This is a genomic window from Methylobacterium oryzae, from assembly GCF_036441375.1.
GTDB lineage: Bacteria > Pseudomonadota > Alphaproteobacteria > Rhizobiales > Beijerinckiaceae > Methylobacterium > Methylobacterium oryzae_A.
Map to the genome: position 1 here is coordinate 211,612 of NZ_MLCA01000010.1, position 23,582 is coordinate 235,193.

Sequence of the window (23,582 nt, forward strand, 5' to 3'; positions counted from 1 at the left end):
TTCCTTTGAGCCATTGTGCAGCAGGATACTGTGTCGGAGAACGCCGCCGTTAGACCGTGCCAACCCCTCGCCAGCCGCTACAAAAGCCGCTACAAACGGCATGGAAGGTGACCGGAAAACATCAACGATTGCAATGGTGTGGAGTGGTGTAGCGGGTCTCCCGCCGTCCGCACCAGCACGCAGAGCGACGCCGGACCGGGGCGCCGGAGGGGAATGGCGTGGTCTACGTGCTCATCATCATGCTGGCCGGCTCGGACTCCGCGATCGGATCCGTCGAGTTCAACACCAAGCCGGCCTGCGAGGCCGCCGCGAGGCAGATCGCGGAGGCCGAGCGGCCCTATGGCGGGGCCTATCCGGTCACCGTGTGCGCGGCCAAGGGTTGACGCGGCGGCGCCCGGCATCGCCCGGGATCGGTCGCATTCGAGGGATCGCCGCAACCGGCTCTTGTCGAATCCCTGCGAGGATCCGGCCGGGGAGATTCCGGCATGATCGACGCCCTTCAGACCGCCGCGACCGGCATGAGCCGGGCCACCGATCGGCTCGGGACGGCCGCCGAGACCATCGCGGCGAGCGGCGCGCCGGTCGGCGACACGGCCCTTCCGCCGGCCGCGCAGGTTGACCTGTCGGGGGCCGCGCTGGACCTGATCGGGTCGCGATCAGCCTTCGCGCTGAACGCCGCGGTGGCGCGCACCGCCGACCGCATGATTGGCCGGCTCCTCGACGTCACCGCCTGAGGGCGGGGAGGGCGAGGGCGGCCAGGATCGCGGCCGCCGCGAAGAGCAGCGCCACGCCGACGAGGCGGTAGGCCACGACCCCCACCACACCGCCCGCCAGGAAGGCGCCGACGGTCGAGAGGTAGAGCCGCAGCCGCACGGGGTCGTGGGCCCTCAGCGGGTCGGCGCCGGGCGCGCCGCGATCGAGCCAGCGCGCGAGCTCGATGCCGATATCGGTGATCATGCCGGTGACGTGCGTGGTCCGCACCCGCGCCTCGGAGATCTTGGTCACGGCCGCGTTCTGGAGGCCCAGGACGAAGCTCAGGCCGAGAACCAGGGCGTGACCCCGCGCCGGCTCGTGGAGCGGCAGCACGAGCAGGCCGACGGCGACGAGGAGGATCGCCTCGGCGCAGACCCCGTAGGCATAGGCGCCTGCCCGGGACCTGCGGCGGCGGCGGCGGATCAGCAGCGTCGCGGTGGCGGCGCCGAGGACGAACAGGATGACGAGCAGGCCGGCCTGCGCGGCCAAGATGAGATCGCCCGTGCCGGTGCGGTCGGAGATGGCCGACACGTTCCCGGTCATGTTCGAGGCGTAGAGGCCGACCGCGTAGAAACCGGCGGTGTTCAACGCCCCGGCCACCCCGGCGAGGGACAGGGCGAGCGCCCTGTCGGCCTCCGGGGTGCGCGTCTCGCCTTCGTGGACCAGCATGGCTTCGTCGGTTGGTTGCGGAGACCGGATCCGGCCCGGCGCCGCCGCCGTGTTAAGCCAAGCGCCCGGGCGCCGTCACGGCGCCCGGCGCAACCCCGGCTCACCAACCGCGATAGCCGTAGCCGCCCTCGTAATCGGCGCCCCAGTGGCGGGCGGGGCCGTAGCCGACGGGAACCCGCTCGTAGGTCACGGTCCGGCGGGTGGCGTAGACCGGAGCGTCCTCCTCGTAGACGCGGTAGGCCGGCGCCGGCCGCACGACCACGGGGGCCGGGGCGTAGCCGTAATCGGCCCCGCCGTAGCCGTAGCCCGGCGCCGCGTGGGCCTGGGTCGCGGCGCCGATCAGGGCGCCGGCCGCGAGGCCGCCGATGATGCCGGCCGCGATGGCGCCGCCGCCGCGGGCTTCGGCGGTCGTGGAGGCCAGGGTGCCCGCGCCGATCAGCGCGGCGGCCGAGAGCAGAGCGATGCGTGTCATGACCTGTCTCCAGAGGAAGCGCGGAGCCCCTGCGGCGCCCCGGATCACGAGAGACACAGTGCCGGGCCCGCGCTGCACCAAGGCTGAAGCCGCCCTGCAGCCACTGTTCAGCTTGTCGGCCCCGCGTCCGGATCCGGGGCGGTCCGGATGTAGCCGCGGGAGATCAGGCGGCTGCGCTCGCGCGTGCGCCGCTCGGCCTCCATCAGGTCGGACAGCGCGTCGGCGATCGCGCAGCGGAGAGCGATCCCGGCATCCCCGCCGGCGAAGCCGAGATACGCGGAGCTGATCGCCTCGACGGGGCAGGCGTGCTCGTCGCGCTGGGCCAGGACCTGGGTCAGCATCGGGTTCTCCTTCGTCGCATTCGGGAACGAAAAGAGAACAAGCCATAAGGGTTAACGTTACGTCAACGCCGCCCGGGCCTCCCGCGCGACTCCGGCCAAACCCTGTGGAAAACGCGGAATCCGCCCGCGGACGGCTGTGGATAAGCCGGATCATTCGGGCATCCGCGGCAGGGGCTTGCCGTCCGCGGGAATCGGGTAGCGCGCCGCGTTCAGCTCCATGGCCAGGAACGTGTAGTAGCCGGAGATCGCGGCCAGATCCACGACGCCGGGCTTGCCGAACCGGGACTCGGCGCGCGCGAAGGTGGCGTCGGAGACGCGCTTCGTGTCCTGAAGCTCGGCGGTGAAATCGTACACGAGGGTCTCGTCCTCGCTCATCCTGGCCGGCCGGCGGCCGTCGCGGATCGCCGCGATGATCTCGGGGGCGATGCCGGCCTTCTCGGCGATCGGCGCGTGGACGTACCACTCGTAATCCTGCGTCCAGCGACGGGCGGTCATCAGGATCACCAGCTCCGAGAGCGTGGTTCCGATCTTCGGCTTGAACCGGAGGTAGTCGCCCATCGACCGGGCGAGCGTCATCACCTCCGGCGAGTACATGAGCGGCTCGAACGGCCCGAAGGGCGGCTTCCCGCGGGCCTGCGCGAAGGCCTCGGCCGCCTGCTTCTGCTCGGGGGTGTAGTCCTGGGGCGGGATGGTCGGCAGCCGGTCCTGCGCCCGCGCCGCGGCGGTCGCCAGCGGCAGGGCCAGGGAGAGGGCGGCAAGGGTCAGCGCGCGGCGGCGGCGGGTCATGGTTTCGCTCCCGTTGGATCTGTGCAGTCGCGCCGCACGATTACGGCCGCGGCGCGCGGCCGCCAGGGCCCGGGCGGGAAAGCCCGTATCGAATCCCGCGCGGCGTCAGCGGAAGGCCCGGCGCGTCGCGGAGCCGGGTTCGGACCGGTTGCGCTCGGCGCCGCGCCGCGCCATCAGCGGCCGCGATGGCCGGTCCCGCTCCCGTGCTGCCGATCGAGGCGGCGCTCCCCGATCTGCGCCGCGCGCTCGCGGCGCGGAACGCCGCCGTCCTGGTGGCGCCCCCCGGCGCCGGCAAGACGACGCGCGTGCCCCTCGACCTCCTCGCGGCGCCCTGGCTCGACGGGCGCAAGATCATCCTGCTGGAGCCGCGCCGCCTCGCCGCGCGGGCCGCCGCCGCCCGGATGGCGCAGACGCTCGGTGAGCCGGTCGGCGGCACGGTCGGCCTGCGGGTCCGCCTCGGCTCGAAGATCACCGCGCGGACGCGGATCGAGGTGGTCACCGAGGGCGTCTTCACCCGGATGATCCTGGACGATCCGGAACTCTCCGGGATCGGCGCCGTCCTGTTCGACGAGTTCCACGAGCGCTCCCTCGACGCCGATCTCGGCCTCGCGCTGGCGCTCGACGCGCAGGGCGGCCTGCGGGAGGACCTGCGGATCCTCGTCATGTCGGCGACCCTCGACGGCGCCCGGGTCGCGCGGCTGATGGGCGACGCCCCGGTCGTAGCTTCCGAGGGCCGCGCCTTCCCGGTGGAGACCCGCTACGCCGAGCGCGATCCGAACCGGCGGATCGAGGATTCGGTCGCCGAGGTCACGCTGCGGGCCCTGCGGGCCGATCCGGGCTCGATCCTGGTATTCCTGCCCGGGCAGGCGGAGATCCGCAGGACCGCGGATCTCCTGGCCGAGAAGGTCGGCCCCGAGGTGCAGCTCGCCCCCCTCTACGGCGCGCTGAAGCCCGCCGAGCAGGACCGCGCCGTCGCGCCGGCCGCCGCCGGCACCCGGAAGGTCGTCCTCGCGACCAGCATCGCCGAGACCTCCCTGACCATCGAGGGCGTCCGGATCGTTGTCGATTCGGGACTGGCGCGGATTCCGGTCTACGAGCCGGGCCTCGGCCTGACCCGGCTGGTCACGGCCCGCGCCTCCCGCGCCTCGGTGGACCAGCGCCGAGGCCGCGCCGGCCGGACCGAGCCCGGCCTGTGCTGGCGGCTCTGGTCCGAGGCCGGCACCAACGCCCTGGAGCCGTTCACGCGGCCCGAGATCCTGTCGGCGGACCTCGCCGGGCTGCTCCTCGACTGCGCCGCCTGGGGCGTGACCGACCCGTCCGCGCTCGCCTTCCTCGACCCGCCCCCCGCGCCCGCCCTGGCGGAGGCGCGCGCCCTGCTGACCGAACTCGGCGCGCTCNCGATCGAGCTTGGCCTCCTGCAGCCAGGCCAGCAGCTCCTCGAACTCGGCCTCGGTCTCGCCGGGGAAGCCGACGATGAAGGTCGAGCGGATCGCGAGGTCCGGGCAGGTCTGCCGCCAGCTCCGGATCCGGTCGAGCTGGCGCTCCTGGTTGCCGGGGCGGCGCATGCGCCTGAGCACCGACGGTTCCTCCACGCCGCCGAGGGCGCGGCCTGGCCCGACCTCTCGGACGACGCGCTGGCCCGCACGGCGGAGACGTGGCTGGCACCGTCCCTGGTGGGTCGCGCCGCCCTGGCGTCGGTCACGGCGAGCGACCTCGCGGACGCCGTCCAGGCCCTGCTGCCCTGGGACCTGCGCGCCCGGCTCGACGCGGAGGCGCCGACCCATGTCGAGGTGCCGACCGGCTCCCGCATCCCGGTGGATTACACGGCCGAGGAACCGGCGCTGGCGGTCCGGGTCCAGGAGCTGTTCGGCCTCGACCGGCATCCCAGGGCCGGCGGCCGGCCGCTGGTCCTGCACCTGCTGTCGCCGGCCCAGCGGCCGATCCAGATCACGCGGGACCTGCCGGGCTTCTGGCGCGGTTCCTGGGCGGCGGTGCGGTCCGAGATGCGCGGGCGCTACCCGCGCCATCCCTGGCCGGAGGACCCGCTCAGCGAGGCCCCGACCCGCCGGGCCAAGCCCCGGGGAACCTGATCACCGCCTCACGAAGCCTCGACGCGAACGGACCCGACGCGATGACCACCGACACGGATGCCCACGACCCCGCCGCCGACGGCTGGACGCTGGTGGAGGACAAGGGCTTCATCGCCCATGTCGGGCCGCTGCATGTCCGGGGCGCGGACGGCGCCTACGCGTTCCGGGCCGATCAGAAGCACGCCAACCTGATCGGCGTGGTCCACGGCGGCATGCTGATGAGCTTCGCCGATCGCGCCCTCGGCGAGACCGCGATGCGCGCCGCCGACGGCGCCAACTGCGTGACCATCCAGCTGGAGATGAAGTTCATCGATGTCGGCCGGCTCGGCGACTGGATCGAGATCCGGCCGCAGGTCGTCAAGCGCACGGGCTCCCTCGTGTTCATGCGCGGCGACGTCCGCGACGGCACCCGTCTCCTCGCCTCGGCGGACGGCGTCTGGAAGATCCTGCGGCGCCGGCCGAGTTGACCGGATCAGGACAAGTGTCCTAGCCTACCGGCGCGCGTCGCGGCCCGTCGTAGGATGCGCGGGGGAGGATCGTATGCGAGCGTCGCAGACCGATGCATCCGGGATCGCGGCCGAGCGCGGGCATGTCCCGCCGTCCCGGCGCACCATCCTCGCGACCCTGGGAGCACTCGCCGTCACGGCCGGCGACGCGGCGGCGCAGCCCGCGCCGCCCAGCACGGTGACGAATCCCCCGCGCGACTTCCGGCCGCGCGCCGCCCCGACCACCTACTTCACCGATCCGGACATCGTCACGGTCGACCCGGCCTTCGAGCCCTACATCGTGCCGAACAGCGCCATCCGCCGGCTCTGGACCGGCGCCCTCTGGGCGGAGGGACCGGCCTGGAACGCCGTCGGCCGCTATCTCGTCTGGAGCGACATCCCGAACAACCGGCAGATGCGCTGGCTGGAGGAGGACGGGCACGTCTCCACCTTCCGGATGCCGAGCAACAATTCCAACGGCAACAGCTTCGATCGCCAGGGGCGGCAGCTCAGCTGCGAGCACGCCACCGGGCGCGTCGTCCGCTACGAGCTCGACGGCTCGGCGACGGTCCTGGCCGATTCGTTCGAGGGCAAGCCGCTCAACTCGCCCAACGACGTCGTCCAGCACCTGGACGGCGCGTACTGGTTCTCCGATCCGCCCTACGGCGCGCTGCTCTACGAGGGCCTGCCCGACGCGGCGGGCGGTCCGAGCAACCCGCGGGGCCATCTCGATCCGCGGCTCGGCCAGCCGGCCGGGACCGTCCCGCGGCGACGCGCGCTCCCGAACGCGGTCTACCGCATCGACCCGTCCGGCCGGGTCGACCGCGTGCTCACCGACGACGAGGTGCCCGACCCCAACGGCCTCTGCTTCTCGCCCGATCACCGGACGCTCTACGTCTGCTCCACCGGGAAGGGGCCGGGGGATACCGGGCCGGGCGGCAAGGGCGAGATCTACGCTTTCGACGTCGGGACCGGGGCGGCGCTGTCGAACAAGCGCCTCTTCTCGGACTGCGTCGTGGACGGCGTGAAATGCGGGCCCGACGGCCTGCGGGCCGACGTCGACGGCAATCTCTGGGTGTCGAGCAATGCCGGCCGGGCCGTGGGCTACAACGGCGTCACCGTCTGGACGCCGCAGGGCAGGCTCATCGGGCGGATCCGCCTGCCGGAAGTGTGCGGGAACCTCACCTTCGGCGGGCCCAAGCGCAACCGCCTGTTCATGGCGGCGAGCCAGTCGCTCTACGCCCTGACGGTGAACACCCAGGGTGCCGGGCCGGCCTAGGATCGTGCCTCCGCGATCCGGGACGGAACCGGCGCCGATCCTCCGGTCGGCCATGGCTGACAGGACACCGGCACGCTATCTGTCACGGGCATGAGCGAGGATCCCGCCCCCGACCCGACCTTGAGCCGCCTCAGCGCGGCCTTGGGGGATCTGCCGAAGCGCGGGCTGCCGCCGGTGGAGCGCTGGGACCCGCCCTATTGCGGCGCGATCGACATCCGCATCGCCGCGGACGGGACGTGGTTCCACAACGGCTCGCCGATCCGCCGGGACAAGCTGGTCAAGCTCTTCGCCACCATCCTGCGGCGCGAGCCGGACGGCCGGACCGTCCTGGTCACGCCGGTGGAGAGTGTCGGCATCACCGTGGACGACGCGGCTTTCGTGGCCGTCGAGATGGCGGTGGACGGGAGCGGGGCGGACCGGCGCATCTCCTTCCGCACCAACGTCGACGATCTAGTGAGCGTCGATGCCGAGCACGCGCTCCGCTTCGAGGAGGCGCCGGACGGGGCGCTGAAGCCCTACCTCCATGTCCGCCGCGGGCTGTGGGCGCGCGTGACCCGGGCGCTCACCTACGACCTCGTGGACTTGGCCGAGGAGCGTCTGGTCGACGGGAAGCCCTGGCTCGGCCTGTGGGCCGGGGGCGCCTTCCACGCGATCGCGCCGGCGGCGGCCGCGTGAGCGACCCGCTCGCCGACTTCCTCGCCCGCGCCGCCGCCGGCCTGTCGCCGGACCCGCCCGGACCGGACGATCCGACCTCCAATCCCCGGGGCGATCACAGCCTCGACCCCGACGGGACGGCTGTGATCCCGCCGCCGCCGCACCGCCGGGCCGCCGTCCTCGTGCCGGTCGTGCTGCGCGCGGACGGCCCGACCCTGATCCTGACGATGCGGGCCGCCAACCTGCGCGACCATTCCGGGCAGGTGGCGCTGCCGGGAGGCAAGATCGATCCCTCCGATCCCGGCCCGGCGGACGCGGCCCTGCGGGAGGCGTTCGAGGAGATCGGGCTGCCGCCCGATTCCGTGCGGCTGCTCGGCTACCTCGACCCGTACCTCTCGGGCACCGGCTTCCTCGTGACCCCGGTCATCGGCCTGGTCGATCCCGGCGCCGCCCTGACGCCCAACCCGGCCGAGGTGGCCGACGTCTTCGAGGTGCCGCTCCCGTTCCTCATGGACCCGGAGCGCTACCGCCTGCGCTCCCGCGCCTGGCAGGGTCGCGAGCGCTGGTTCTACGCCCTGACCTTCGGCGAGCGGCTGATCTGGGGCGTCACCGCCGGGATCCTGAACAATCTGCGGGAACGGCTCTACCCGGAAGCGGCGCCGGGCGACGCCAGCCGCCCCGCGCGTTAGGCTGGCCCCATGCTCCGCCGCGTCCTCGAAGAGTTCGGTCTCTTCCTCATCCCCTTCGCGCTGTTCCTGGTCTACCTGCTGCTGTCCGGCCGCAATCCCCTGCGCCGGGTGCACTGGGACGCGCACCTGTTCCGCCTCGTCCTGGCGGGGCTCGCGGTGGTGATCGGCACCCTCGTCTACGAGGGCCTGTTCTCGGAGCGCCGTCCCGGCGGCTACGTGCCGACTCACATGGAGAACGGCCGCCTCGTGCCCGGCGGGTTCCGGTGAGCCGCGCCCTCGATCCAGAGGGCTTGGCGGCCCTGCTCGAACGCCCGGGCGTGCGCCGCGTCCTCGCGGCCCTGGACGCGCCGGGCGCGGAGACCCGCCTGATCGGCGGCTGCGTGCGCGACGCGCTCCTCGGCGCGCCGACCGCGGATATCGACATGGCGACGACGCTCCCGCCCGAGGCGGTGATGCGGGCGGCGCAGGGGGCGTCCGGCCTCAAGGCCGTGCCGACGGGCATCGAGCACGGGACCGTCACCCTGGTGACGGAGGACGGCCCGATCGAGGTCACGACCCTGCGCGAGGACGTCGAGACCGACGGGCGGCACGCGGTCGTCCGCTTCGGCACGGACTTCCGCCGCGACGCCGAGCGCCGGGACTTCACCGTCAACGCGCTCTCCCTCGCCGCCGACGGAACCCTCCACGACCCGGTGGGCGGCCGGCCCGACCTCGCGGCCGGGCGGGTGCGCTTCATCGGCGATCCGGCGACCCGGATCCGCGAAGACGCACTGCGGATCCTGCGCTTCTTCCGCTTCCACGCCCGGTTCGGCGCCGGAGCGCCCGACGCGGCAGCCCTGGCGGCCTGCGTCGCCGCCCGGGACAGCCTGGACCGGCTCTCGCGCGAGCGCGTGCGCGCGGAGTTCCTGAAACTGCTCGCGGCCCCCGGGGGCCCGGCCATGGTCTCGACGCTGAGCGCGACGGGCCTGCTGCAGCGGATCACCGGCGGCGTCGGGGAACTCGGGCGGCTGGAGCGCGCCGCCGCAGCGGGTCTGTCCCCGGTGGCGCGCCTCGCGGCGCTCGCGGTCGGCGCCCGGCACGATGCGGAGAGGCTGCGCGAGCGGCTGCGACTGTCGAAGAGCGAGCACGGTCACCTGCTCGGCTACGCCGCGGCTTTGGCCGATCTTCACGGACGCGCGGTGCTGGATGCGGCCGCGGCGCGGGCCCTGGCGGCGGATCACGGCCTGTCGCGCCTCGTCGACGCGCTGGCGATCCTGGCCGGGGAGCCGCGGCCGGCCGTGACGGCTGCGGCGGCGAGGGCCCTTCGGGCGCTGGAGGGGGAGGGGGCGTCGCCGGCCTTCCCCCTGGCGGGGGCGGATCTGGTGGCGGCCGGGATAGCGCCGGGGCCCGGCATCGGGCGCGGCCTGGCCGCGGCGCGGACGCTCTGGCTGGAGCGGGGCTGCCCGACGGATGCCGCGGCGCGGGCCGACCTTCTGGCGCGGGCGCTGGCGAGCGCCCGCTGACCGGGATCAGAGCTTGAGGAGCGCCTTGGTCTCCTGGAGCTGGACGATCTGGCCGTTCAGCTCCTCGCGCTTCTGCAGGTCCTCGGTGGCGTCGCGCTGCATCTCGACGGCCTCGATGTCCCGGTCGAGGGATTCGTGGGTCAGCTCCTCGATCGGGGCGGCGCGCTCGGCGAGCACGGTCACGGCCGTCGGGCCGATATCGGCGAAGCCGCCGCGGACGTAGATCCGCTTGCCGCTGCCCTGGCTCTCGGTGACCACGATGACGCCGACCCGCAGGGAGGTCAGCACGGGCGCGTGGCCCGGCATCACGGTCATCTCGCCCTCGGTGCCGGGCAGCTGAACGGCGGTCACCTCGCCGGAATACAGCGTCCGCTCGGGGCCGACGAAATCGAAGTGGAAGGTGGCCATGGCCTGACGTGTTCCCGGATCGGCGGCGCGCTCTCCGCCGCGCGGGCGGAGTTCTCAGGAAAAGGCTGCGCGGACGGCACCGGTACGGGTCGCCCGCGCAGCCTCTGTCCCCTTCCCGCGCGGGGAAGGGGGGTGTCGTCTTACGCGGCCTTGAGCTTCTTGGCCTTCTCCTGGGCCTCCTCGATGGTGCCGACCATGTAGAAGGCGGCCTCCGGGAGGTCGTCGTAATCGCCGTTCACCAGGCCTTTGAAGCCCTTGATGGTGTCCTCGAGGGCGACCTGCTTGCCCGGCGAGCCGGTGAACACCTCGGCCACCGAGAAGGGCTGGGAGAAGAAGCGCTCGATCTTGCGGGCGCGGGCCACGGTCAGCTTGTCCTCCTCGGACAGCTCGTCCATGCCCAGGATCGCGATGATGTCCTGGAGCGCCTTGTAGCGCTGCAGGGTCTGCTGGACGCGGCGGGCGACGTCGTAGTGCTCCTCGCCGAGGATCGCCGGCGACAGCATGCGCGAGGTCGAGTCCAGCGGGTCCACCGCCGGGTAGATGCCCTTCTCGGCGATCGAGCGCGACAGCACGGTCGTGGCGTCGAGGTGGGCGAAGGAGGCGGCGGGCGCCGGGTCGGTCAGATCGTCGGCCGGCACGTAGATGGCCTGCACCGAGGTGATCGAGCCCTTGGTCGTGGTGGTGATGCGCTCCTGGAGGGCGCCCATGTCGGTGGCGAGCGTCGGCTGGTAGCCCACCGCCGACGGGATGCGGCCGAGAAGCGCCGACACCTCGGAGCCCGCCTGGGTGAAGCGGAAGATGTTGTCGACGAAGAACAGCACGTCCTGGCCGTCGTCGCGGAACTGCTCGGCGATGGTCAGGCCGGTCAGGGCGACGCGCGAACGGGCGCCGGGCGACTCGTTCATCTGGCCGTAGACCAGGGCGCACTTGGAGCCCTCGGCGGAGCCGTGCTCCTTCGGGTCGACGTTCACCTTGGACTCGATCATCTCGTGGTAGAGATCGTTGCCCTCGCGGGTGCGCTCACCCACGCCGGCGAACACCGAGTAGCCCGAGTGCACCTTGGCGATGTTGTTGATCAGCTCCATGATCAGCACGGTCTTGCCGACGCCGGCGCCGCCGAACAGGCCGATCTTGCCGCCCTTCGCGTAGGGGGCGAGCAGGTCCACCACCTTGATGCCGGTGACGAGGATCTGGGCCTCGGTCGACTGCTCGGCGTAGGAGGGGGCCGGCTGGTGGATGGCGCGGTAGGTGGTGGCCTGGACCGGGCCGGCCTCGTCGATCGGCTCGCCGATGACGTTCATGATGCGGCCGAGCGTGTTCATGCCCACCGGAACCTTGATCGGCTCGCCGGTGTCGGTGCACTCCTGGCCGCGGGTCAGGCCCTCGGACGTGTCCATGGCGATGCAGCGGACGGTGTTCTCGCCGAGCTGCTGGGCGACCTCGAGGACGAGGCGGGCGCCGTTGTTCTTGGTCTCCAGCGCGTTCAGGATCTCGGGCAGGTGGCCCTCGAACTGCACGTCGACCACGGGGCCGATGACCTGGGTGATCTTGCCGACCTTGTTGGAGCCGGTGCCGGGGAGTGCGGTGTTCGCCATCGTTAACCTACCCTTCAAGCTGTGCGGTCGGGTCGCGGTGCCTCAGAGGGCTTCCGCACCCGAGATGATCTCGATGAGTTCCTTGGTGATCATGGCCTGACGCGTCCGGTTGTAGATCAGCGTCTGCTTCTTGATCATCTCGCCCGCGTTGCGGGTCGCCGAGTCCATGGCGCTCATGCGCGCGCCCTGCTCGGAGGCGGCGTTCTCCAGGAGCGCCCGGTAGATCTGCACCGTCAGGTTCTTCGGCAGCAGCGTCTCGAGGATCGCCTCCTCGGACGGCTCGAATTCCAGGGCGGCGTTGCCGGCCGCCGCCTTCGCGGTCGTGTCGACCGCCGGCAGCTCGGCCGGGATCAGGCGCTGCGCGGTCGGGATCTGCGAGATAACCGAGCGGAACTCGGAGTAGAACAGGGTCGCGACGTCGAACTCGCCGTTCTCGAAGCGGGTCAGGATCTTGTCGGCGATCGAGGCCGCGAAGTCGTAATCCACCGGGCGGTTGCCGCGGATGTCCATGCTCTCGACGATCTGGTCGCGGTACTGCCGCCGCAGCGCGTCGAGGCCCTTCTTGCCGACCGTCATGATCTTGACGGTCTTGCCCTCGGCGGCGAGCTTCTGGGCGTGCTCGCGCACCGCGAGGCGGACGATGGACGAGTTGAACGCGCCGGCCAGGCCGCGGTCGCCGGTGCACACGACGAGCAGGTGCGTCTGCTCGGAGCCGGTCCCGGACAGGAGCCGCGGCGCGCCGACGCCGCCGACGAGGTTGCCCGCGAGGTTGCCGAGCACCGCCGACATCTTCTCGGCGTAGGGACGGCCAGCCTCGGCGGCCATCTGCGCCCGGCGCAGCTTGGCGGCGGCGACCATCTGCATGGCCTTGGTGATCTTCTGCGTCGCCTTCACCGAGGTGATGCGGTTGCGCAGGTCCTTCAAACTCGCCATCGGGTGAGGTCCAGGTCCGTTCTATGGGCCTCTCCTTCCCTCGGCGGGAAGGAGCCGGAAGTTCGGGCGGTGCGGCGAGGACCGGGTCCTCCCGCACCACCCAAGATCCCTCCCCGCGGGGAGGGGCCTCACATCAGCCGATCGACTTGGCGACGCTCTCGACCACGCTCTTCAGCTTGCCGGCGTTCTCGTCCGACAGGTCCTTGGAGGCGGCGATCGAGTCGAGCAGGTCCTTGTGCTTGGTGCGCAGGGTCGAGAGCAGCGCGTCCTCGAAGGGACGGACCTTGCTGACCGGCATCTTGTCCAGGTAGCCGTTCACGCCGGCGTAGATCACCGCGACCTGCTCTTCCATCTTCAGCGGCGAGAATTGCGGCTGCTTCAGGAGCTCGGTCAGCCGCGAGCCGCGGTTCAGGAGCGCCTGGGTGGAGGCGTCGAGATCCGAGCCGAACTGCGCGAAGGCGGCCATCTCGCGGTACTGCGCGAGCTCGCCCTTGATCTTGCCGGCGACCTTCTTCATCGCCTTGGTCTGGGCCGAGGAGCCCACCCGCGACACCGAGAGGCCGACGTTCACCGCCGGGCGGATGCCCTGGTAGAACAGGTCGGTCTCGAGGAAGATCTGGCCGTCGGTGATCGAGATCACGTTGGTCGGGATGTAGGCCGACACGTCGTTGGCCTGGGTCTCGATGACCGGCAGCGCGGTCAGCGAGCCGTTGCCGGCGGCGTCGCCCATCTTGGCGGCGCGCTCGAGCAGGCGGCTGTGGAGGTAGAACACGTCGCCCGGATACGCCTCGCGGCCCGGCGGGCGGCGCAGCAGCAGCGACATCTGGCGGTAGGCCACGGCCTGCTTGGACAGATCGTCGTACACGATCACGGCGTGCATGCCGTTGTCGCGGAAGTACTCGCCCATGGCGCAGCCGGCGAACGGCGCGATGAACTGCATCGGGGCCGCGTCGGACGCCGTGGCGGCGATGACGATCGAGTACTCCAGCGCGCCCTGGTCCTCCAGGACCTTCACGAACTGGGCCACCGTCGAGCGCTTCTGGCCGATGGCGACGTAGATGCAGAAGAGCTTGGCCTTCTCGTCGCCGCCGGCGGCGTGACCGGGCTTCTGGTTCAGGATCGTGTCGAGGGCGATGGCGGTCTTGCCGGTCTGGCGGTCGCCGATGATCAGCTCGCGCTGGCCGCGGCCCACCGGGATCAGCGCGTCGATCGCCTTGAGGCCCGTCGCCATCGGCTCGTGCACCGACTTGCGCGGGATGATGCCCGGAGCCTTCACGTCGACGCGGCGACGCTCGGTGGAGACGATCGGGCCCTTGCCGTCGATCGGGTTGCCGAGGGCGTCGACGACGCGGCCGAGCAGGCCCTTGCCGACCGGCACGTCCACGATGGCGCCGGTCCGCTTGACGGTCTGGCCTTCCTTGATCTCGCGGTCGGAGCCGAAGATCACGATGCCGACGTTGTCCTGCTCGAGGTTCAGGGCCATGCCGCGCACGCCCGACTCGAACTCGACCATCTCGCCGGCCTGGACGTTGTCGAGGCCGTAGGCGCGGGCGATGCCGTCACCGACGGACAGGACCTGCCCGACCTCGGAGACCTCGGCCTCCTCGCCGAAGTTCTTGATCTGCTCTTTCAGGATCGCGGAGATCTCGGCGGCGCGGATGTCCATACTCGGGCCTCTGTCGCTGATGCGTCTATGCGTGTTCGGGTCGGATGGGGGCGCTTACCGCGCGGCCCGCATCGCGAGGCGGATACCGTTGAGCTTGGTCTTGAGGGAGGCGTCGACCATGCGCGAGCCCATCTTCACGACGAGGCCGCCGATCAGGCTCGGATCGATGACCAAGTCGACGTCGACGTCGGCCTTGGCGATGTCGCGCAGCGACGCCTTGATCTCCTCGATCACCCCGTCGGAGGGCTTCTCGGCCACCCGGACCTGCGCGCGGACGATGCCCTTCGAGTCCTGGACCAGGGCCCGGAACGCGTCGATCATGTCGGGCAGGGCGAAGAGCCGGCGGTTCGAGGCCGCGAGGCGGATGAAGTTTCCGGCGAGGCCGCCGATCCCGGCCTTGTCGAGCACGGCGCCGATCGCGGCCGCCTGCTCCTCGGCGCTGAAGACCGGGCTGCGGACGAGGCGGCGGAGATCCGCGCTCTCCTTCAGCAGCGTGTCGAATTGATTGAGGGACTCGGCGACCGCGTCGACCTGGCGCTCGTCGCGCGCGAGCTCGAACAGGGCGGAAGCGTACCGGCCCGCCACGCCTGCGACCAGGGGACCAGCCTCGGAACCGTTCTGCGCCACCCGTCGCTCTCTTCTCTGGTTGCCCGCCCGCTCCGCGCGCTCCGGCTGGAGCGCGGTGCGAGACCGTTCGGGACGTGGGATCGCGCCGGCAACGGACAGGTCGAGAACTGTCCTCGCGGCGCGGCGACCGCCTAGCATGCCAGCATGGCCGCGCGCAACACGGCAGGCGCGCCTCGCTGCGCGTGAGGACGGCGGAAGTGTGACGCGGGTCCCGCTTCAGCAGGCGAGCCGGTCGCAGCGCCGGACGCTCGCGATCATCTTCGCCATGGCGCCGGCGCCGGGATGGCCGAGGATCCCGCTGTTGCCGAGCACGTAGGACGGCGTCGCGTAGAGGCCGAGATCCGCGGCCATCCGCATCTGGCTCTTCAGCGCCGCGCGCACCTCCTCGCTGTCGGCGATCTCCTCCACCTCCGCCTGCGGGATCCCGAACGCGGCCGCGGCCGTGAGCGCACCGGGCCCGTCGATGCGGCCGGGCTTCCCGAGCAGCGTCTGGTAGAAGCGCCACGCGGCGTCCGAGCCGAGCCTGCGCTGCACCGCCAGCATCACCTTCGCGGCCTGCGCCGATTGCGGCGACAGGATCGGGTTGTGGACAAGCCCGATCCGCAGCTCCGGGTCGCTGTCGTGCAGGGCGACCACGTCGGCGGCCGCCTTCCGGCAGTAGGGGCAGTTGAAGTCGAAGAACTCGTAGAGCGTGGTGCCGGCATCCCGGGGCCCGACATAGGTCACGCCGCGCAGGCCCGGGATCTGCCCGGTGATCTCGCCCGGCAGGACCGAGTTCGCCACCGCCCGCCCGTCGTCGCCCGTCACCGCGACCCGCTGGCCGTAGGATTGCGCGGAGGCGCCGGTCAGGCCGGCGCCGAGGCTGGCGGCGGCGGCGAGGAGGAGGCGTCGCGAGACAGGCTTCGAAACAGGCATGGGACTCGTCCGGGGCATCGCTGTCCCGCTCCGGCCTTGCCGAAGCGGAGCCGGACCGGAACCATGAGGTCGAGTCGGTTTGATGGCCGAGCCGCGTGAACGGGACCCTACCGCGGGGCTAGCGCAGCCCCTTCGGCCGGTCGCCGGTCGCCCAGGCCAGGGCCTGCTCCAGCCGGTCATTGCCCCAGAACAGCTCGCCGTCATCGGCCAGGAAGGTCGGCGCCCCGTAGATACCGCGGGAGCGCGCCTCCTCGACGCTGACCCGGAGCTTGGTCTTGTTGGTCTCGGCCGCCGCCGCCCGCACGGTCTGCGTGCCGTCGAGCCCGAGCGTATCGAGGATCTCGGCCACCGCCGCCGGCTCCGCGATGGAGCGCCCCTCGGCGAAGCTCGCGGTGAACACCGCCTTCGAGAAGGGCACCAGCCAGTCCTGGTCCTGACCGAAGACGGCGACCCGGACGGCGCTCAGGCTGTTCTGCGGGAACTGGGCCGGGCGCGTCAGGGGCGGCAGGCCGAGGCGGGCGGCCTCGCGCTCGACGTCGCGCCACATGTTCTTGCCCTTGGCCGCGTAGAGGTTGAACGGCGAGGTCGTCCAGCCCTGGGCGGCGAAGAGCGGACCGACGAGGAACGGGCGCCACCGGATCGCCACGTCCGCCTCGGCGGCGGCGGCCTCGACGCGCATGGCCGCGAGGTAGGAGTAGGTGGAGGCGAATTCGTACCAGAACTCCAGAATTGGCTGGCGCGCCATAGACTTCGCTTCTCCGATGCACTCTCGCGGCGATGACGACTGGCAACGCCCGCGCCGTTTCTGACACAGCCGCAAGGCCGCCGTGAGGCGAAACCGGGCCGATCCTCCAACATCTGGGCTACGCGCGAGACCGCACCCCGGTTGCAGGCCGGTGACACCCGCGATAAGCCGCAAACGCCGAGCCAGATCCCTCGCCCAGTTCCGGAAGCCGCATGTCCGTCACCCCGAAGAGCCCTGTGAAGAAGGTCGTGCTGGCCTATTCCGGCGGCCTCGACACATCGATCATCCTGAAGTGGCTGCAGACCACCTACGGCTGCGAGGTCGTGACCTTCACGGCCGATCTCGGGCAGGGGGAGGAGCTGGAGCCGGCCCGCCGGAAGGCGGAGCTCCTCGGCATCAAGCCCGAGAACATCTACATCGAGGACCTGCGCGAGGAATTCGTCCGCGACTACGTCTTCCCGATGTTCCGGGCGAACGCCGTCTACGAGGGCGTCTACCTCCTCGGCACCTCGATCGCCCGGCCGCTGATCGCCAAGAAGCAGATCGAGATCGCCGAGCGTGTCGGCGCCGACGCGGTCTGCCACGGCGCGACCGGCAAGGGGAACGACCAGGTCCGGTTCGAACTCGGCTACTACGCGCTGAAGCCCGACGTCACGGTGATCGCGCCCTGGCGCGAGTGGGACCTGCGCTCGCGCGAGCAGCTCATCGCCTTCGCCGAGCAGCACCAGATCCCGATCGCCAAGGACAAGCGCGGCGAGAGCCCGTTCTCGGTGGACGCCAACCTCCTGCACGCCTCCTCGGAGGGCAAGGTTCTGGAGGACCCGGCCGTCGAGGTGCCGGACTACGTCTACTCGCGCACGCTCTCCCCCGAGGAGGCGCCCGACCAGCCGACGATCATCACGATCGGGTTCGAGCGCGGCGACGCCGTCTCGATCGACGGCGAGGCCCTGTCGCCCGCGAGCCTCCTGGCCAAGCTCAACGAGCTCGGGCGCGCCAACGGCATCGGCCGGCTGGACCTGGTGGAGAACCGCTTCGTCGGCATGAAGAGCCGCGGCATGTACGAGACGCCCGGCGGCACGATCCTGCTCCCGGCGCACCGCGCCATCGAATCGATCACGCTGGATCGCGGCGCCGCGCACCTGAAGGACCAGCTCATGCCGCAATACGCGGAGCTGATCTACAACGGCTTCTGGTTCTCGCCGGAGCGCGAGATGATCCAGGCCCTGATCGACAAGAGCCAGGAGAAGGTCACCGGCACGGTGCGGCTGAAGCTCTACAAGGGCGGCGTCCACGTGATCGGCCGCGAAAGCCCGCACTCGCTCTACGACCAGGACCTCGTCACCTTCGAGGAAGGCGCCGTGGCCTACGATCACCGCGACGCGGCGGGCTTCATCAGGCTCAACGCCCTGCGGCTGCGCACCCTGGCGCAGCGCAAGAAGCGGGAGGGCTGAGCCGCTCGGGCCCGCCGGCGCCGCGCGGCGTCAGGCGGGCTCCCAGCCGGCGGGCGCCCGACGGAAGTCGCCGGGTCCGAGATCGGCGTAGCGCAGGAAGATCTGCAGGGCCGGCTGCAATTCGCGATGGAGGCGCACGAGCCGCGTCTCCGAATCCTCGTCGTCGTTCGCGGCCGCGCCGGGGACGGCGGCGAGATGCCGCTTCATCGCCGCGGTGTAGGTGCCGTCCGCGCCGTAGGGCCGCTCCGGATCGACGTGCGGCACCCCCTGCTCGGCATTCCACGCGATCTCGAGTCGCGGGATCAGGGCGAGGTGCTCGGGCGTCACCGCGAAGGTGATCACGTCCGGCGTCTCGCCGGTGACCGCGTCCCGGAAGACGTCGCCGACGGCGCCCGGGTCGAGCTTCGCCAGACCGTTGTGGTACTGGTACCGGCCGGGCTTCAGCTGCGCGTTCTGGACGAAGACCGCGAGGCCGTCCTCCAGCGCCCGGTGCTCCTCCTCGGCGCCCTCGTCGTCGCCGGTGACGTTCGCGATGTCGCCGTCGCGGTCCAGGCTGCCGTAGGGCGCCGCCGGGTGGATGGTCGGCGCGCCCGGATCGGCACCGCCCCAGGCGACGACCATCCGGCGGATCAGGGCGATGCGCTCCAGGCTCAGGTCGTAAACGGCATCGCTCATCGTGGGTCGGTCCCGGGTCTCACGCTTGGAAGGCCCGTCTTACAGAGGCGGACCGCCCCCTGCTACCGCCGCAGGCAGCCCGTGAGCCCGTCGATCTGCCCCATCATGGCCTGGATCCGCGCGGCCCGGCGGCGCACGCCCGGAGACGGCCGACCGGCGCTCCGGGTGATCGGGTTCGGCAGGACGGCGGCGAGGAGAGCGGCCTCGTTGCGGGTCAGCCGGCTCGCGTCCTTCCCGAACCAGTGCCGGCTGGCGGCCTGCGCGCCGTAGATCCCGTCCCCCCACTCGGCGACGTTGAGGTAGATCTCCATCATCCGGCGCTTGCCCCACAGCGTGTCGAGCGCCAGCGCCAGGGGAATCTCGACGGCCTTGCGGATGTAGGACCGCCCGGGCCACAGGAAGACGTTCTTGACCGTCTGCATGGCGATCGTGGAGGCGCCGCGGCTCGGCGAATCCTCGTCCTCGACCACGTCGCGGATCGCGCCGAAATCGACGCCGTGATCCAGGCAGAAGCGCTGATCCTCCGAGGCGATCACGGCCTGGGGCAGGGCCGGCGCGATGGCGGAGAGCGGGACCGGATCGCGGCTCACCGGCTGAAGTGTCAACCACCGCCCGAGCATCAGGGTCGACGGCGGCATCACCGCGCTATAGACGAGCGCCAACGTCAGCGCGAGGACGAACCCGACGGCGGGGAGCAGCAGCAGCGCTCCCACGACCTGGCGGACGCGGCGGGAACGGCGCGGGCGCGCGAGCGGGAGGTCGCGACCTGCCGTCTCCCGCCTGCGTCGAGCCCCATCCACCGTGAGTCCGTCCCCGCCCAACTGACACCCGATTGGTTTTCGCAAGGCCAGGACCGGACGTAGCGCCCGATGACCCCGACCCCCTCAACGCAGGCACCGACCGGTTCGGTCAAGGCAGTCACGCCGGCCGCCGATTTTACCCACAGGTTGACGGAGGTCGCCGGCACGGTCGAGACCTTCCTAGTCGAGCGCCTCGGCCCCGCGGTCGGGCCCGGTGAGATCGTCCGCCCGCCGCGCCTGATGGAAGCGATGCGCCACGCGGTGCTCGGCGGCGGCAAGCGCCTCCGGCCGTTCCTGGCGATCGAGACCGCGCGGATGCTCGGCGGCTCGGACGCCGCCGCGCTGGCGGCCGGTGCCGGCGTCGAGCTGGTCCACTGCTACAGCCTCGTCCACGACGACCTGCCGGCCATGGACGACGACGACATGCGCCGCGGCAAGCCCACGGTCCACAAGGCCTACGACGAGGCCACCGCCATCCTGGTCGGCGACGCGCTGCAGACGCTGGCCTTCGAGATCGTCGCCGACCCGACCTGGCAACCCGATGCGCGCATCCGCGCCGATCTCGTGCTCGGCCTCGCCCGCGCCTCGGGTCTGGGCGGCATGGTCGGCGGCCAGCTCCTCGACCTCACCGCCGAGGGTCGCTTCGGCGCGGCCAACATGGACGTGGACGACACCCTGCGGATGCAGGCGATGAAGACCGGGGCGATCCTGGCCTTCTCGGTGGAGGCCGGCGCGATCGTGGGCGGCGCCGACGCGAGCCAGCGCGCTGCCCTGCTGCGCTACGGCCTCGCCCTGGGCCAGGCCTTCCAGATCGCCGACGACATCCTCGACCGGGAGGCCTCGCCGGAGGCCATGGGCAAGGCCACCGGCAAGGACAAGGACGCCGGCAAGGCGACGCTCGTCGACCGTCTCGGCATCGACGGCGCCCGCGCCGAGTGCGACCGCCTCGTCGGCGTCTGCGAGGACGCGGTCTCGTCCTGGGGGGAGGGCGCCCGCGTCCTGCGCGACGCCGCCCGCTTCACCGTCGCCCGCAAGACCTGATCGCGCCGGCCGGGGAAGTCCGCCTGTCGCTTGAGACGGCCGGCCGGTCCCGGCCCGGCGGCCCGTTCATCGTCCGTGGCGTGACACGGAGGAGGGTCGCACCGTACGGACGGTCGCGGCGCACCGGAACGCTGCGCTGCGCCCGTTGAGACGGGCCCGCGTGGTCCCGAACGAGGCCGTCCGAATCGGACGCGGCGCGGCGTCCCGGAGCGCGCGGCGCCCTTCAGAGCCGGTTGTTCTTGTTGTGGACGTCGAGGCACACGGCGGCGAGCAGGACGACGCCCTTGATCACCTGCTGCCAGTCGACGCCGATCCCCAGGATCGACATGCCGTTGTTCATGATGCCGATGATGAAGGCGCCGATCACGACGCCCGACACTCTGCCGATCCCGCCGGCCGCCGAGGCGCCGCCGATGAAGCAGGCGGCGATCACGTCGAGCTCAAGCCCGACGCCCGCCTTCGAGTTCGCGGTGTTGAGGCGGGCGACGAAGATCATGCCGGCGAGGCCCGCGAGCGCGCCCATGTTGGCGAAGGTCAGGAAGGCGAGCCGCTCGGTCTTGATGCCCGAGAGGCGCGCGGCCTTGATGTTCCCGCCCAGCGCGTAGATCCGGCGCCCGATCGTGGTCCGCGCGGTGACGAAGCCGTAGAGCGCAACCAGCGCCAGCAGCACGAGCAGGACGTTGGGCAGCCCCCGGTAGGCGCTCATCTGCCAGGCGAAGGCCAGGATCAGGATGGCGGTCACGCCGTTGCGTCCGATGAACGCCGCCGTCGAATCGGCCGGGCTCCCGTTCCGCAGCCGCGCCTGCCGCCGTCGCCAGCTCAGCCCGATCAGCGTCGCGACCAGGGCGAGGGCGAACAGGACGGAGGTCCAGGGTCCGGCGACGTTGACCATGAAGCCCTTGGCGAGGAGCTGGAACACCTCCGGAAACGGTCCGATGGAGGTGCCCTGGAGCAGCACCTGCGTCAGGCCGCGGAACACCATCATGCCGGCCAGGGTGACGATGAAGCTCGGTATGGCGAGATAGGCCACGAAGTAGCCCTGCAGACCGCCGATGACAGCGCCCACCGCGAGACACAGGAGGGCGGCCGAGAACGGGTCGACGTGGAAGCGCACCATCAGCAGGGCGGCGAGCGCCCCCACGAATCCGACCACCGAGCCGATCGACAGGTCGATATGCCCGGCCACGATGACCAGCAGCATCCCGAGCGCCATCACGACCACGTAGCTGTTCTGGAGGATCAGGTTGGTCAGGTTCAGCGGCTGGAACAGGACGCCGCCCGTCGCGACCTCGAAGAACAGCGTGATGACCGCCAGCGCGACGATGAGCCCGTAGGCGCGCAGCTGCGCCATCGGCAGGCGGCCGCGCCGGGCCCCGGCCCCGCGCGCGGCCCTCGGGACGACGTCGCTGCCGGGGCTCATGGACTTGCTCACTGTGACGTCGGTCATCCGTTCAGGCCCTTGGAGCGCATGATCGCGCGCATGATCGCTTCCTGGCTGGCCTCGGCGCGGTCGAACTCGCCCACGAAGCGCCCCTCGTTCATCACGTAGATGCGGTCGCAGAGGCCGAGCAGCTCCGGCATCTCCGACGAGATCATCAGGACGCCGCGCCCGTCCTCGGCCAGTTCGTTGATGATGCTGTAGATCTCGTACTTGGCGCCGACATCGATGCCGCGAGTCGGCTCGTCGAGGATCAGCACCTTGGGCTGCGTGAACAGCCACTTGCTCAGCACGACCTTCTGCTGGTTGCCGCCCGACAGGTTCACGGTCTGCTGCGTCACCCCGAAGGAGCGGATGCGCATCTTGGTGCGGTAGCCGGCGGCGACTCGGTGCTCGGCCACCGCGTCGATCACCGCGGCGGTGGAGATCCCGGGCAGGTTCGCCAGGGTCGTGTTCCGGGCGATGTCCTCGCCCAGCACGAGCCCGAGCTGCTTGCGGTCCTCGGTGACGTAGGCGAGGCCCGCCGCGATCGCCCGGTCGATAGTCGAGACGTCGACTGCGGCGCCGTCAATCCGGACGGTGCCGCTTATGCGCTGGCCGTAGGACCGGCCGAAGAGGCTCATGGCGAACTCCGTCCGGCCCGAGCCCATCAGGCCGGCGATCCCGACGATTTCGCCCCGGCGCAGGCTCAGGCCGACCTCCCGCACCACCGCGCGGTCGGCATGGACGGGGTGGTGAACCGTCCAGTCGCGCACCTCCATCAGCACGTCGCCGATCCGCGGTGCGCGGACGGGGTAGCGATTCGCCAGCGTGCGGCCGACCATCGCCCGGATGATGCGGTCCTCGTCGATCCCGCCGCCGCGGCAGTCGAGCGTCTCGATCGTGGTGCCGTCGCGCAGCACCGTGATCCGGTCGGCGACCTTGGCGATCTCGTTGAGCTTGTGGGAGATCAGGATCGACGCGATGCCCCTCGCCTTGAAGCGCAGCAGGAGCTGCAGCAGGGCCTCGCTGTCCGTCTCGCTCAACGACGCGGTCGGCTCGTCGAGGATCAGCAGCTTGACCTCCTTGGAGAGCGCCTTGACGATCTCCACGAGCTGCTGCTTGCCGACGCCGAGATGGGTGACGAGGGTGTCGGGGTTCTCGTCGAGCCCCACCATCGCCATCAGCGCGCGGGCGCGGGCGTGGACACGGTCCTCATCGATGATCCCGAACCGGGCCGGCTCGTTGCCGAGGAAGATGTTCTCGGCGATCGACAGGTACGGCACGAGGGCCAGTTCCTGGTGGATGATCACGATGCCGAGGCGCTCGCTGTCCGTGATGTCCCGGAAACGACCCGGTTGGCCCTCGTAGGTGATGTCGCCCGTGTAGGACCCATGGGGATACACGCCGCTCAGGACCTTCATCAGCGTCGACTTCCCGGCACCGTTCTCGCCCACCAGGGCGAGGATCTCGGCGGGCTCGACGGTCAGGTTGACGTCGTCGAGGGCCTTCACGCCGGGGAAGGTCTTGGAGATTCCTCGCATCTCGAGAACGGGCTGCATGCGGCGCCTATCAGCTCAGATTTCACG

The 23,582-nt window shown here is 71.4% G+C and carries 26 protein-coding genes; 11 read left to right on the plus strand and 15 right to left on the minus strand.

The genetic code is table 11. The features are described from left to right. Nucleotides 1-218 precede the first annotated feature (218 nt). The gene (locus tag MOTC310_RS19290; protein WP_331302964.1) at nt 219-383 is read left to right on the plus strand and encodes a hypothetical protein; all 165 of its coding nucleotides are present in this window, start codon (nt 219-221) and stop codon (nt 381-383) included. A 102-nt stretch (nt 384-485) separates the two neighbouring features. Next, the gene (locus MOTC310_RS19295; protein WP_331302965.1) at nt 486-734 is read left to right on the plus strand and encodes a flagellar protein; all 249 of its coding nucleotides are present in this window, start codon (nt 486-488) and stop codon (nt 732-734) included. On the opposite strand, the gene MOTC310_RS19300 is transcribed toward MOTC310_RS19295, so the two are convergent. The 4 genes from MOTC310_RS19300 to MOTC310_RS19315 all read right to left on the minus strand — a co-directional run bounded on the left by MOTC310_RS19300 (nt 724) and on the right by MOTC310_RS19315 (nt 3,021). Further along, nucleotides 724-1,422: a YoaK family protein gene (locus MOTC310_RS19300; RefSeq protein ID WP_331302966.1), complete on the minus strand. Its 699-nt coding sequence runs from the start codon at nt 1,420-1,422 to the stop codon at nt 724-726. The genes MOTC310_RS19295 and MOTC310_RS19300 overlap by 11 nt on opposite strands. Nucleotides 1,423-1,522: 100 nt before the next feature. Beyond that, nucleotides 1,523-1,894 carry a hypothetical protein gene (locus tag MOTC310_RS19305; protein WP_331302967.1) on the minus strand — a complete coding sequence of 124 codons (372 nt, stop codon included), beginning with the start codon at nt 1,892-1,894 and terminating at the stop codon, nt 1,523-1,525. A 107-nt stretch (nt 1,895-2,001) separates the two neighbouring features. Continuing rightward, nucleotides 2,002-2,235, minus strand: a complete 234-nt coding sequence (locus MOTC310_RS19310) for a hypothetical protein (protein ID WP_331302968.1) — start codon at nt 2,233-2,235, stop codon at nt 2,002-2,004. A gap of 150 nt (nt 2,236-2,385) precedes the next feature. Next, complete coding sequence (locus MOTC310_RS19315) at nt 2,386-3,021, minus strand: carboxymuconolactone decarboxylase family protein (protein ID WP_331302969.1); 636 nt, start codon at nt 3,019-3,021, stop codon at nt 2,386-2,388. 185 nt (nt 3,022-3,206) lie between these two features. On the opposite strand from MOTC310_RS19315, the gene hrpB reads away from it, so the two are divergent. The 7 genes from hrpB to MOTC310_RS19350 all read left to right on the plus strand — a co-directional run bounded on the left by hrpB (nt 3,207) and on the right by MOTC310_RS19350 (nt 9,720). After that, entirely contained in the window at nt 3,207-5,111 is a 1,905-nt protein-coding gene (gene hrpB / locus MOTC310_RS19320) for an ATP-dependent helicase HrpB (RefSeq protein ID WP_331302970.1), read from the plus strand. Between the two features lie 41 nt (nt 5,112-5,152). Continuing rightward, a complete protein-coding gene (locus tag MOTC310_RS19325; protein WP_331290132.1) occupies nt 5,153-5,578 on the plus strand; it encodes a PaaI family thioesterase in 426 nt (141 codons plus the stop codon). Between the two features lie 73 nt (nt 5,579-5,651). Next, complete coding sequence (locus MOTC310_RS19330) at nt 5,652-6,875, plus strand: SMP-30/gluconolactonase/LRE family protein (RefSeq protein ID WP_331302971.1); 1,224 nt, start codon at nt 5,652-5,654, stop codon at nt 6,873-6,875. A gap of 90 nt (nt 6,876-6,965) precedes the next feature. Continuing rightward, the gene (locus MOTC310_RS19335; protein ID WP_331302972.1) at nt 6,966-7,550 is read left to right on the plus strand and encodes a DUF1285 domain-containing protein; all 585 of its coding nucleotides are present in this window, start codon (nt 6,966-6,968) and stop codon (nt 7,548-7,550) included. Next, nucleotides 7,547-8,218 carry a CoA pyrophosphatase gene (locus MOTC310_RS19340; RefSeq protein WP_331302973.1) on the plus strand — a complete coding sequence of 224 codons (672 nt, stop codon included), beginning with the start codon at nt 7,547-7,549 and terminating at the stop codon, nt 8,216-8,218. Before MOTC310_RS19335 ends, MOTC310_RS19340 begins: the two co-directional genes overlap by 4 nt. Before the next feature lie 9 nt (nt 8,219-8,227). Further along, nucleotides 8,228-8,485, plus strand: a complete 258-nt coding sequence (locus MOTC310_RS19345; protein WP_331302974.1) for a DUF6111 family protein — start codon at nt 8,228-8,230, stop codon at nt 8,483-8,485. After that, nucleotides 8,482-9,720, plus strand: coding sequence for a CCA tRNA nucleotidyltransferase (locus MOTC310_RS19350; RefSeq protein WP_331302975.1), 1,239 nt, complete (start codon nt 8,482-8,484; stop codon nt 9,718-9,720). Before MOTC310_RS19345 ends, MOTC310_RS19350 begins: the two co-directional genes overlap by 4 nt. Nucleotides 9,721-9,726: 6 nt before the next feature. Here the strand turns inward: MOTC310_RS19350 and MOTC310_RS19355 are convergent, their stop codons facing one another. The 7 genes from MOTC310_RS19355 to MOTC310_RS19385 form a co-directional block, all read right to left on the minus strand. Then, entirely contained in the window at nt 9,727-10,128 is a 402-nt protein-coding gene (locus tag MOTC310_RS19355) for a F0F1 ATP synthase subunit epsilon (RefSeq protein WP_039893282.1), read from the minus strand. A gap of 140 nt (nt 10,129-10,268) precedes the next feature. Further along, nucleotides 10,269-11,723, minus strand: coding sequence for a F0F1 ATP synthase subunit beta (atpD, locus tag MOTC310_RS19360; RefSeq protein ID WP_012317610.1), 1,455 nt, complete (start codon nt 11,721-11,723; stop codon nt 10,269-10,271). Nucleotides 11,724-11,765: 42 nt separating this feature from the next. Further along, nucleotides 11,766-12,656, minus strand: a complete 891-nt coding sequence (locus MOTC310_RS19365; protein ID WP_331290124.1) for a F0F1 ATP synthase subunit gamma — start codon at nt 12,654-12,656, stop codon at nt 11,766-11,768. Nucleotides 12,657-12,789: 133 nt separating this feature from the next. Then, nucleotides 12,790-14,322: a F0F1 ATP synthase subunit alpha gene (atpA, locus tag MOTC310_RS19370; RefSeq protein ID WP_331290123.1), complete on the minus strand. Its 1,533-nt coding sequence runs from the start codon at nt 14,320-14,322 to the stop codon at nt 12,790-12,792. Nucleotides 14,323-14,376: 54 nt separating this feature from the next. After that, the gene (locus tag MOTC310_RS19375; RefSeq protein ID WP_331290122.1) at nt 14,377-14,949 is read right to left on the minus strand and encodes a F0F1 ATP synthase subunit delta; all 573 of its coding nucleotides are present in this window, start codon (nt 14,947-14,949) and stop codon (nt 14,377-14,379) included. Nucleotides 14,950-15,165: 216 nt separating this feature from the next. Then, nucleotides 15,166-15,864 carry a DsbA family protein gene (locus MOTC310_RS19380; RefSeq protein ID WP_331302976.1) on the minus strand — a complete coding sequence of 233 codons (699 nt, stop codon included), beginning with the start codon at nt 15,862-15,864 and terminating at the stop codon, nt 15,166-15,168. 118 nt (nt 15,865-15,982) lie between these two features. Then, nucleotides 15,983-16,609 carry a 2-hydroxychromene-2-carboxylate isomerase gene (locus tag MOTC310_RS19385; protein ID WP_331290120.1) on the minus strand — a complete coding sequence of 209 codons (627 nt, stop codon included), beginning with the start codon at nt 16,607-16,609 and terminating at the stop codon, nt 15,983-15,985. A gap of 212 nt (nt 16,610-16,821) precedes the next feature. On the opposite strand from MOTC310_RS19385, the gene MOTC310_RS19390 reads away from it, so the two are divergent. After that, nucleotides 16,822-18,060, plus strand: a complete 1,239-nt coding sequence (locus MOTC310_RS19390) for an argininosuccinate synthase (protein WP_331302977.1) — start codon at nt 16,822-16,824, stop codon at nt 18,058-18,060. Between the two features lie 30 nt (nt 18,061-18,090). On the opposite strand, the gene MOTC310_RS19395 is transcribed toward MOTC310_RS19390, so the two are convergent. Beyond that, complete coding sequence (locus MOTC310_RS19395) at nt 18,091-18,735, minus strand: hypothetical protein (protein WP_331302978.1); 645 nt, start codon at nt 18,733-18,735, stop codon at nt 18,091-18,093. A gap of 62 nt (nt 18,736-18,797) precedes the next feature. Continuing rightward, nucleotides 18,798-19,568 carry a monofunctional biosynthetic peptidoglycan transglycosylase gene (mtgA, locus tag MOTC310_RS19400; protein ID WP_419539106.1) on the minus strand — a complete coding sequence of 257 codons (771 nt, stop codon included), beginning with the start codon at nt 19,566-19,568 and terminating at the stop codon, nt 18,798-18,800. 36 nt (nt 19,569-19,604) lie between these two features. On the opposite strand from mtgA, the gene MOTC310_RS19405 reads away from it, so the two are divergent. Then, the gene (locus tag MOTC310_RS19405) at nt 19,605-20,576 is read left to right on the plus strand and encodes a polyprenyl synthetase family protein (protein ID WP_331302979.1); all 972 of its coding nucleotides are present in this window, start codon (nt 19,605-19,607) and stop codon (nt 20,574-20,576) included. A gap of 223 nt (nt 20,577-20,799) precedes the next feature. On the opposite strand, the gene mmsB is transcribed toward MOTC310_RS19405, so the two are convergent. Further along, on the minus strand, nt 20,800-22,023 hold the full coding sequence (gene mmsB / locus MOTC310_RS19410; RefSeq protein WP_419539935.1) for a multiple monosaccharide ABC transporter permease: 1,224 nt from the start codon (nt 22,021-22,023) through the stop codon (nt 20,800-20,802). After that, nucleotides 22,020-23,555, minus strand: a complete 1,536-nt coding sequence (mmsA, locus tag MOTC310_RS19415) for a multiple monosaccharide ABC transporter ATP-binding protein (protein WP_331302980.1) — start codon at nt 23,553-23,555, stop codon at nt 22,020-22,022. Before mmsA ends, mmsB begins: the two co-directional genes overlap by 4 nt. Nucleotides 23,556-23,582: the final 27 nt, after the last annotated feature.

Coding starts and splice junctions, on each gene's coding strand:
- MOTC310_RS19295 (WP_331302965.1), top strand. CDS start 486: ATGATCGACGCCCTTCAGACCGCCGCGACCGGCATGAGCCGGGCCACC.
- MOTC310_RS19300 (WP_331302966.1), bottom strand. CDS start 1,422: ATGCTGGTCCACGAAGGCGAGACGCGCACCCCGGAGGCCGACAGGGCG.
- MOTC310_RS19305 (WP_331302967.1), bottom strand. CDS start 1,894: ATGACACGCATCGCTCTGCTCTCGGCCGCCGCGCTGATCGGCGCGGGC.
- MOTC310_RS19310 (WP_331302968.1), bottom strand. CDS start 2,235: ATGCTGACCCAGGTCCTGGCCCAGCGCGACGAGCACGCCTGCCCCGTC.
- MOTC310_RS19315 (WP_331302969.1), bottom strand. CDS start 3,021: ATGACCCGCCGCCGCCGCGCGCTGACCCTTGCCGCCCTCTCCCTGGCC.
- MOTC310_RS19325 (WP_331290132.1), top strand. CDS start 5,153: ATGACCACCGACACGGATGCCCACGACCCCGCCGCCGACGGCTGGACG.
- MOTC310_RS19330 (WP_331302971.1), top strand. CDS start 5,652: ATGCGAGCGTCGCAGACCGATGCATCCGGGATCGCGGCCGAGCGCGGG.
- MOTC310_RS19335 (WP_331302972.1), top strand. CDS start 6,966: ATGAGCGAGGATCCCGCCCCCGACCCGACCTTGAGCCGCCTCAGCGCG.
- MOTC310_RS19345 (WP_331302974.1), top strand. CDS start 8,228: ATGCTCCGCCGCGTCCTCGAAGAGTTCGGTCTCTTCCTCATCCCCTTC.
- MOTC310_RS19355 (WP_039893282.1), bottom strand. CDS start 10,128: ATGGCCACCTTCCACTTCGATTTCGTCGGCCCCGAGCGGACGCTGTAT.
- atpD (WP_012317610.1), bottom strand. CDS start 11,723: ATGGCGAACACCGCACTCCCCGGCACCGGCTCCAACAAGGTCGGCAAG.
- MOTC310_RS19365 (WP_331290124.1), bottom strand. CDS start 12,656: ATGGCGAGTTTGAAGGACCTGCGCAACCGCATCACCTCGGTGAAGGCG.
- atpA (WP_331290123.1), bottom strand. CDS start 14,322: ATGGACATCCGCGCCGCCGAGATCTCCGCGATCCTGAAAGAGCAGATC.
- MOTC310_RS19380 (WP_331302976.1), bottom strand. CDS start 15,864: ATGCCTGTTTCGAAGCCTGTCTCGCGACGCCTCCTCCTCGCCGCCGCC.
- MOTC310_RS19385 (WP_331290120.1), bottom strand. CDS start 16,609: ATGGCGCGCCAGCCAATTCTGGAGTTCTGGTACGAATTCGCCTCCACC.
- MOTC310_RS19390 (WP_331302977.1), top strand. CDS start 16,822: ATGTCCGTCACCCCGAAGAGCCCTGTGAAGAAGGTCGTGCTGGCCTAT.
- MOTC310_RS19395 (WP_331302978.1), bottom strand. CDS start 18,735: ATGAGCGATGCCGTTTACGACCTGAGCCTGGAGCGCATCGCCCTGATC.
- MOTC310_RS19405 (WP_331302979.1), top strand. CDS start 19,605: ATGACCCCGACCCCCTCAACGCAGGCACCGACCGGTTCGGTCAAGGCA.
- mmsB (WP_419539935.1), bottom strand. CDS start 22,023: ATGACCGACGTCACAGTGAGCAAGTCCATGAGCCCCGGCAGCGACGTC.
- mmsA (WP_331302980.1), bottom strand. CDS start 23,555: ATGCAGCCCGTTCTCGAGATGCGAGGAATCTCCAAGACCTTCCCCGGC.